Annotated in this window: 5 protein-coding genes and 1 pseudogene; all 6 read right to left on the bottom strand. The window is 67.2% G+C overall.

Going from position 1 to position 6,423, the window contains the following annotated elements; translation table 11 throughout:
* Positions 1-138, bottom strand: a pseudogene (locus VJS90_RS04245) (bifunctional tetrahydrofolate synthase/dihydrofolate synthase); the annotation flags it as partial.
* Positions 135-1,043, bottom strand: coding sequence for an acetyl-CoA carboxylase, carboxyltransferase subunit beta (gene accD, locus VJS90_RS04240; protein WP_324119396.1), 909 nt, complete (start codon positions 1,041-1,043; stop codon positions 135-137). The pseudogene VJS90_RS04245 and the gene accD, both read right to left, overlap by 4 nt.
* Before the next feature lie 265 nt (positions 1,044-1,308).
* A complete protein-coding gene (locus VJS90_RS04235; RefSeq protein ID WP_324119395.1) occupies positions 1,309-1,929 on the bottom strand; it encodes a phosphoribosylanthranilate isomerase in 621 nt (206 codons plus the stop codon).
* A 38-nt stretch (positions 1,930-1,967) separates the two neighbouring features.
* Positions 1,968-2,882, bottom strand: a complete 915-nt coding sequence (gene truA, locus VJS90_RS04230; RefSeq protein WP_414704894.1) for a tRNA pseudouridine(38-40) synthase TruA — start codon at positions 2,880-2,882, stop codon at positions 1,968-1,970.
* A 53-nt stretch (positions 2,883-2,935) separates the two neighbouring features.
* On the bottom strand, positions 2,936-5,566 hold the full coding sequence (locus tag VJS90_RS04225) for a FimV/HubP family polar landmark protein (RefSeq protein WP_324119393.1): 2,631 nt from the start codon (positions 5,564-5,566) through the stop codon (positions 2,936-2,938).
* 71 nt (positions 5,567-5,637) lie between these two features.
* The coding region (locus VJS90_RS04220) for an aspartate-semialdehyde dehydrogenase (RefSeq protein ID WP_324119392.1) at positions 5,638-6,423 on the bottom strand (786 nt) is incomplete at its 5' end.

Genomic DNA, 6,423 nt, shown 5'->3' with positions numbered 1-6,423 from the left:
GGTCACCACCCGCGGCGCAAGCTTGCCCAGCCCGAGCCGCTCGGCCACCTGGCGCGAACGCTCCAGGCCCATGTCGATGGCCGAGGGATGCAACTGCTCGAGGTAGGCGAGCCAGTCGCCCAGGGAACGTTGGCTCATGATGCGACGTCTACCGCCTCCGCAACAGGCTCATGGGCCTCGATCGGCGTCGGCTGGCCGGTCATCTGCGCCAGCAGGCGCGCCAGGCGCGGACGCAGCTCGCTGCGCGAGATGATCAGGTCGATCGCCCCGTGCTCGAGCAGGAACTCGCTGCGCTGGAAGCCTTCTGGCAGCTTCTCGCGAACGGTCTGCTCGATCACGCGCGGGCCGGCGAAGCCGATCAGTGCCTTGGGTTCGCCGACGATCACGTCGCCGAGCATCGCCAGGCTCGCCGATACACCGCCGTAGACCGGGTCGGTCAGGACCGAGATGAACGGAATGCCTTCTTCACGCAGGCGCGCCAGCACGGCGGAGGTCTTGGCCATCTGCATCAGCGAGATCAGCGCTTCCTGCATGCGCGCGCCGCCGGATGCGGAGAAGCAGATCATCGGGCAGCGGTTTTCCAGCGCATGGTTGGCGGCACGCACGAAGCGCTCGCCGACGATCGCGCCCATCGAGCCACCCATGAAGGAGAACTCGAAGGCGCTGACCACGACCGGCATGCCCATCAGGCTGCCGCTCATGGAGATCAGCGCGTCCTTCTCGCCGGTCTGCTTCTGGGCGCCGGTCAGGCGGTCCTTGTACTTCTTGCCATCGCGGAACTTGAGGCGGTCGACCGGCTCCAGGTCCGCACCCAGCTCGGCACGGCCTTCGGCATCGAGGAAGATGTCGATGCGCGCACGCGCGCCGATGCGCATGTGATGGTTGCACTTGGGGCAGACATCGAGGGTCTTTTCAAGCTCCGGGCGATACAGCACGGCCTCGCACGCCGGGCACTTGTGCCACAGGCCTTCGGGCACCGAGCTCTTCTTGACCTCGGAACGCATGATCGATGGGATCAGTTTGTCTACTAACCAGTTGCTCATGCTTTCTTTCTCCAGTAGCGGCAAGTGGCGGATCCGGGCATCCCGGCCACACCCCTGCCCTTGAGCTCAAATTCTTCTGTGAAACGACGGCGGCCCGGCCCTGGCGCCCGCGCTGGCGGGGTCTGCCTGGTTACCGCACCACCTTCAACCTGCGGGGCCGCACCGTGGCGCCACCGCGTGTTCATGACCGGCCCTCGGGCCCGATCGGCAGCAACCGCTGCGATAGCTATGGACGATGGCGCGCGGCCAACCGTCACATCCGCGCTCACGCCTGCTTCACCGCGCGCAGGAATGCCTCGATCTTCGCCGCATCCTTGATGCCCTTGGCCTGCTCGACCCCGCCACTGACATCCACCGCATACGGGCGCACCTGGGCGATGGCCTGCGCGACGTTGTCCGGCGACAAGCCGCCGGCAAGGATAACAGGCTTGCTCAGGCGCTCTGGCACCAGCGACCAGTCGAAGGCCTCGCCGGTACCGCCGGGCACGCCGGCCACGTAGGTGTCGAGCAGGATGCCGCTGGCGTTGTGGTAGTGCTGGCAGGCGGCCTGCAGGTCGTCGCCGGGGCGCACGCGCAGGGCCTTGATCCAGGGACGATGATAGCCATCGCAGTCTTCCGGGGTTTCATCGCCATGGAACTGCAGCAGGTCCAGCGGCACCACCTCGAGAATCTCGTTCAGCTCGCAGCGGCTGGCGTTGACGAACAACCCCACCGTGGTGACGAAGGGCGGCAGGGCCTTGATGATCTCGCGTGCCTGGCGCACGTCCACGGCCCGTGGGCTTTTCGCGTAGAACACGAAACCGATGGCATCGGCACCCGCCTCGGCTGCGGCCAGGGCATCTTCGATACGGGTTATCCCACAGATCTTGCTGCGAACGGTGCTCATGGGGCACGAACCTCGGCTGATCGGTAAAGCCCCGGATGTTAGCAAATGACGCTGGGGGCGTCAGCCGACAACGCTTCGAAGCCAGTGAGAAAGTGTGGGCCGATGTAACGCTGCGGAAGGTCGTACTCCTCAGGGTATTCGACCTGCACCAGGTACAGCCCGAACGGGTGCGCGGTGACGCCCGCATTGCGCCGGTCGAGGCTTTCAAGCACTTCGCGGGCCCACTCCACCGGGCGCTGGCCGGCCCCGATGGCCATCAGCACGCCGGCGATGTTGCGCACCATGTGATGGAGGAAGGCGGTGGCGCGGATGTCCAGCACGATCATCTGCCCGTGACGGGTCACGCGCAGGTGATGGATGTGCTTGACCGGCGACTTGGCCTGGCACTGGCCGGCGCGGAACGCACTGAAGTCGTGGGTACCCAGCAGGTGCCGGGCCGCCTCGGCCATGCGCTCGACATCCAGCGGCCGGTGGTTCCAGGTCACTTCGTCGGCCAGGTGCGCCGGGCGGATCTCGTCGTTGTAGATCACGTAGCGATAGCGCCGGGCCATGGCCTTGAAGCGGGCGTGGAAATGCGCCGGCATCTCCCGCGCCCAGGTCACGCTGATGTCACGGGGCAGGTTGAGGTTGGTGCCCATGGTCCAGGCACGCTCGCTGCGCACCGCGCGCGTGTCGAAGTGCACGACCTGCCCGCAGGCATGCACGGCGGCGTCGGTACGCCCGGCGCAGGAGATCGTCACCGGCGCATCGGCGACCCGCGACAACGCCTGCTCCAGGGCCTCCTGCACACTGGGCACGCCGCTGGCCTGACGCTGCCAGCCGTGGTACCGGGCGCCCTTGTACTCGACGCCCAGGGCGATGCGGAAGAAACCCTCGGCCGCCGATTCGGCCGCGTCGTTATTGATGATGTCCAAGAAAAACCAAAGCCTGTGGATTGAACGGATGGCGGGCATTATAACGACAACGGCAGCCACCTGGGCTGCCGTCGTCTGGTCGCCGCAAAGTCTCAGACAAGCCGCGAGAGCATGTCCTGGGCTTCCTGGCGCTGGGTATCATCGCCGTCCTTGACCACCTCGTCGAGGATGTCGCGGGCGCCGTCATGGTCACCCATGTCGATATAGGCACGTGCCAGGTCGAGCTTGGTGGCGACCTCGTCGGTACCAGAGAAGAAGTCGAAGTCGAGGTCGTCGACCGGCTCCAGGGCGGCATCCTCGGCCGTGAAACGCGGCTCGTCCGGCGGCGTATCGAGGCCTGGAGGCAACTTGTCCAGCTCGGCGTTGACGTCCTCAAGTTCCGAGGCGAAACGCTTGTCCGCGGGCGATTCATCATCGAGCGAAAGCGACAGGTCGAAGTCTTCGGGCAGGTCGAGCTCGGAAATGGGGTCGAACTCAGGGATGGTATCGAAGGCGGCCAGCTCGGCTGCAACGTCCACTGGGGCCTGGGCGGCGGGCGCAGCCGGGGCCACCGGCTCGGGCTCGCTCAGATCCAGGTCGAAATCGGCCAGGTCGTCCGGGCTGTTGCCGCTATCGGCCTGGGCCTGGGCGAGCAAGGCTTCGAAATCGGCATCGGCGTCGCCGCCAGCTGGTTCCGACGGGACCGCTGGCTCGGCGGCTGCGAACGGCGTCGGCTGAGCCTTTGCCGGGGACTGGGGCGGCTCGTCCAGCAGCAGGTCGTCGTCCACGCTGAGGTCGAAAGCGGTGTCGTCCGCCGCATCACCCTGCGCGGCGGGCGCCTGATCGCTCAGCAGTTCCTGCACATATTGCGCATCGAGTTCGGCGGCCAGCGCCGCAGCGCCGACACCTGCCGCGGCCACGCCGAGCATGGCCGGGAAGCGCTGCTTGAGCGCCTCGGCATCGGCGTGATTCTGGCCCGTGGCGACCAACTGGCGCTCCTGGCCAACAAAGCCGTCGCGATCGCCTTGGCGGGCATACACCTCCATCAGCTTCAGGCGCAGCTCGCTGCGGTCCGGCTGGGCCGCGACCGCAGGCTCCAGCAGTTCGGCGGCATGGTTGAGACGACCCTGGGCAATGCTGCGCTCGGCTTCTTCGAGCACCTTGTCGATCGCGGCGGGCGTGGCCAGCACGTTGGCCACCACGGGCGCGGAGGCAGGCTCGCCGACTGGCGCAGGCGCAGGCGCAGGCTCGGATGGGTGTTCCGCCGCGGTGGCCGCGGCAGCCGAGGCCGCGACCATGCCGGGGGACAACTTCACGGTGGGTGCCGGGTGGTCGAGCCCGTCGAAGCTGGCGGACGACAGGTCCAGATCTGGCTCGCGCTCACCCTCTTCGGCCAACGCCCGGGCCATGCGCAGATGTTTCTCGGCCTCCTGGTCCGCCTTGCGCTTGCGCGCCAGGAGCAGCAGCAACAGCAGCAGGGCCAGGAACGCGGAGCCCGCGATCAGGACCAGCCACATTGGGTTGTCGAGCACGCTGCCGGAGGCCTCGGGCTCGTCCTCGCCAGGCGTGGCCGCAGCGTCTGGCGAGGGCGCGGCGTCCGCGGTGGGCGCGGTATCCGCCGCGGCAGGCGCCGGCTCGACCACCGTCTCGCCCGGCGTCAGCGGGGCACCCACCGCAGGCTGCCCTGCCGGCGCTTCGCCCGGGAGCGTGGCGGGCGTTTCGCCTGGCAGCGCGGCGGGCGGTTGAGCGGTACCGCTCTGGGCCTCCAGCCGTGCCAGCTGGTCATTCTTCAAGGCGATCAGGCGCTGCAGCTTGTCGAGCTGGCTCTGCAGGTCGGCATTGCGGCTTTTCAGCTCTTCGTTGTCGCGCCGGCTGGTGTCGAGACTTTCCTCGGCCACTGCCAGCTGATCGCTCAGGGCCTTGTTTTCATCGGTGGCCGCTTCGCTGCTCGGCGCGACCAGGCGCAGGTTGTCCGGCTGGGCGATGCGTGACGGTGCGTCCTCGGCGCTGGCACGACGGGTGGCGTCCAGCTGCCGGGCACGAGGGCCCAGCCGCCGGCCTTCACGCCACGCGGCATACTGTTCGGCGACTTCCTGAACCGCCTCGCCCTGCGGGATGGACTTGACCTGCTGCGGGTCGGGCAGGCGCAAGACCTGGCCGGCCTTGAGCAGGTTGATGTTGTTGTTGATGAATGCATCCGGGTTCAGTGCCTGGATGGCGATCATGGTCTGCTGCACCGAGCCGCCCTGGGTAACCCGGGCGGCAATCTGCCAGAGCGTGTCACGGGACCGGGTGGTGTAGCTCACGGCAGGCGCGACGCCCGCCTGCGCCTGGCTGCCCTGGGCCTGCGCCTGGTCAAGCAGCATGCTGTAGTCACGCAGCAGGCGGCCCTGGGGCCACATCACCTGCACCAGGAACTTGACCACCGGCGCCGGCAGCGGCTGACTGGAGGTCACGCGCACCATGCTCTTGCCGTTGGGGATGATCACCGGGGTGAAGGTAAGGTCCTCAAGGTAGGGGGCATATGCCACCCCTGCCTTGGCGAACTCTTCCGGCGAGGCCAGGCCAGGCTCTACTTCGCCTGAGGTGAGGTCGCGCACATCGAGCAGCTCGATCTCGGCATCCAGAGGCTGGTTCTGGGCCGACCTCAGGGTCAGCTCGCCCAACCCCAGGGCGTTCGCCGTGCCAGACGACAGCGCGGAGGCTGCGGCGATGGCCAGGACCAGTTTGCGAATTCGAAGCATGACCTCTTCCCTTGTATTGATCGCCCCGAGACCCGGTGACGGTGCAGGACAAAATTGCTCGCCAGTATCTTTTACGCCATGCGTTTAATCAACAATTGCGCCAGTTGCACGGCATTCAGGGCCGCGCCCTTGCGCACATTGTCGGTGGTCAGCCACAGGTTGAGCTGTTCGCGCTCATCGACCCCATGACGCACCCGACCAACATACACCACGTCCTGGCCCACTGCGTCACCGACCGGTGTCGGATAGTCATCGGGCTCCACCAGCTCGATGCCCTCGCCGGCTTCTAGCGCGGCGTTGACCGCTGGCAGGTCGACCGCATGACGGCTCTGGACCGACACACTGTAGCTATCGCCGAAAAATACCGGGACTTGAACGCAGGTCACGGAAATCTTCAGTAAAGGCAAGTCCAGCAGCGCGCGCAACTCGCTGACCATGCGGCGTTCCAGAACCCCATGGCCCTGGTCATCACTGGCGCCAACCTGGGCCAGCAGATTGAAGGCCACCTGGCGATCGAAAAACCGTGGCTCGAGCGGGCGTGCATTGAGCAGCTCGGCGGTCTGACGTGCAAGCTCGTTGACCGCTTCGCGCCCTTGAGCCGAGATGGCCACGCAGGCGGTGACGTTGAGACGCTCGATATCGAGCAGGCCTTTGAGCGGAGCCAACGCCACGGCCAGGGCAACGGCGGCGGCGCTCGGGCTGCAGACCAGGGCGGGCAGCGGCAGTTGCCCGATGCGCTCGCCGTTGGCCTCGGGGACCAGTGCCGGCGCCTGCTCCAGCGCCCCGGAAAGATCGATCACCGAGCAGCCCGCCGCCTGGGCCTTGGGCGCGAAGCTGCGGCTGACGGCCGCGCCAGC

Origin of the sequence: Pseudomonas sp. (assembly GCF_035277045.1) — a bacterium.
Taxonomy (GTDB): domain Bacteria; phylum Pseudomonadota; class Gammaproteobacteria; order Pseudomonadales; family Pseudomonadaceae; genus Aquipseudomonas.
This window is presented reverse-complemented; position numbering and strand designations above follow the sequence as displayed.

Coding starts and splice junctions, on each gene's coding strand:
- accD (WP_324119396.1), bottom strand. CDS start 1,043: ATGAGCAACTGGTTAGTAGACAAACTGATCCCATCGATCATGCGTTCC.
- VJS90_RS04235 (WP_324119395.1), bottom strand. CDS start 1,929: ATGAGCACCGTTCGCAGCAAGATCTGTGGGATAACCCGTATCGAAGAT.
- truA (WP_414704894.1), bottom strand. CDS start 2,882: ATGCCCGCCATCCGTTCAATCCACAGGCTTTGGTTTTTCTTGGACATC.
- VJS90_RS04225 (WP_324119393.1), bottom strand. CDS start 5,566: ATGCTTCGAATTCGCAAACTGGTCCTGGCCATCGCCGCAGCCTCCGCG.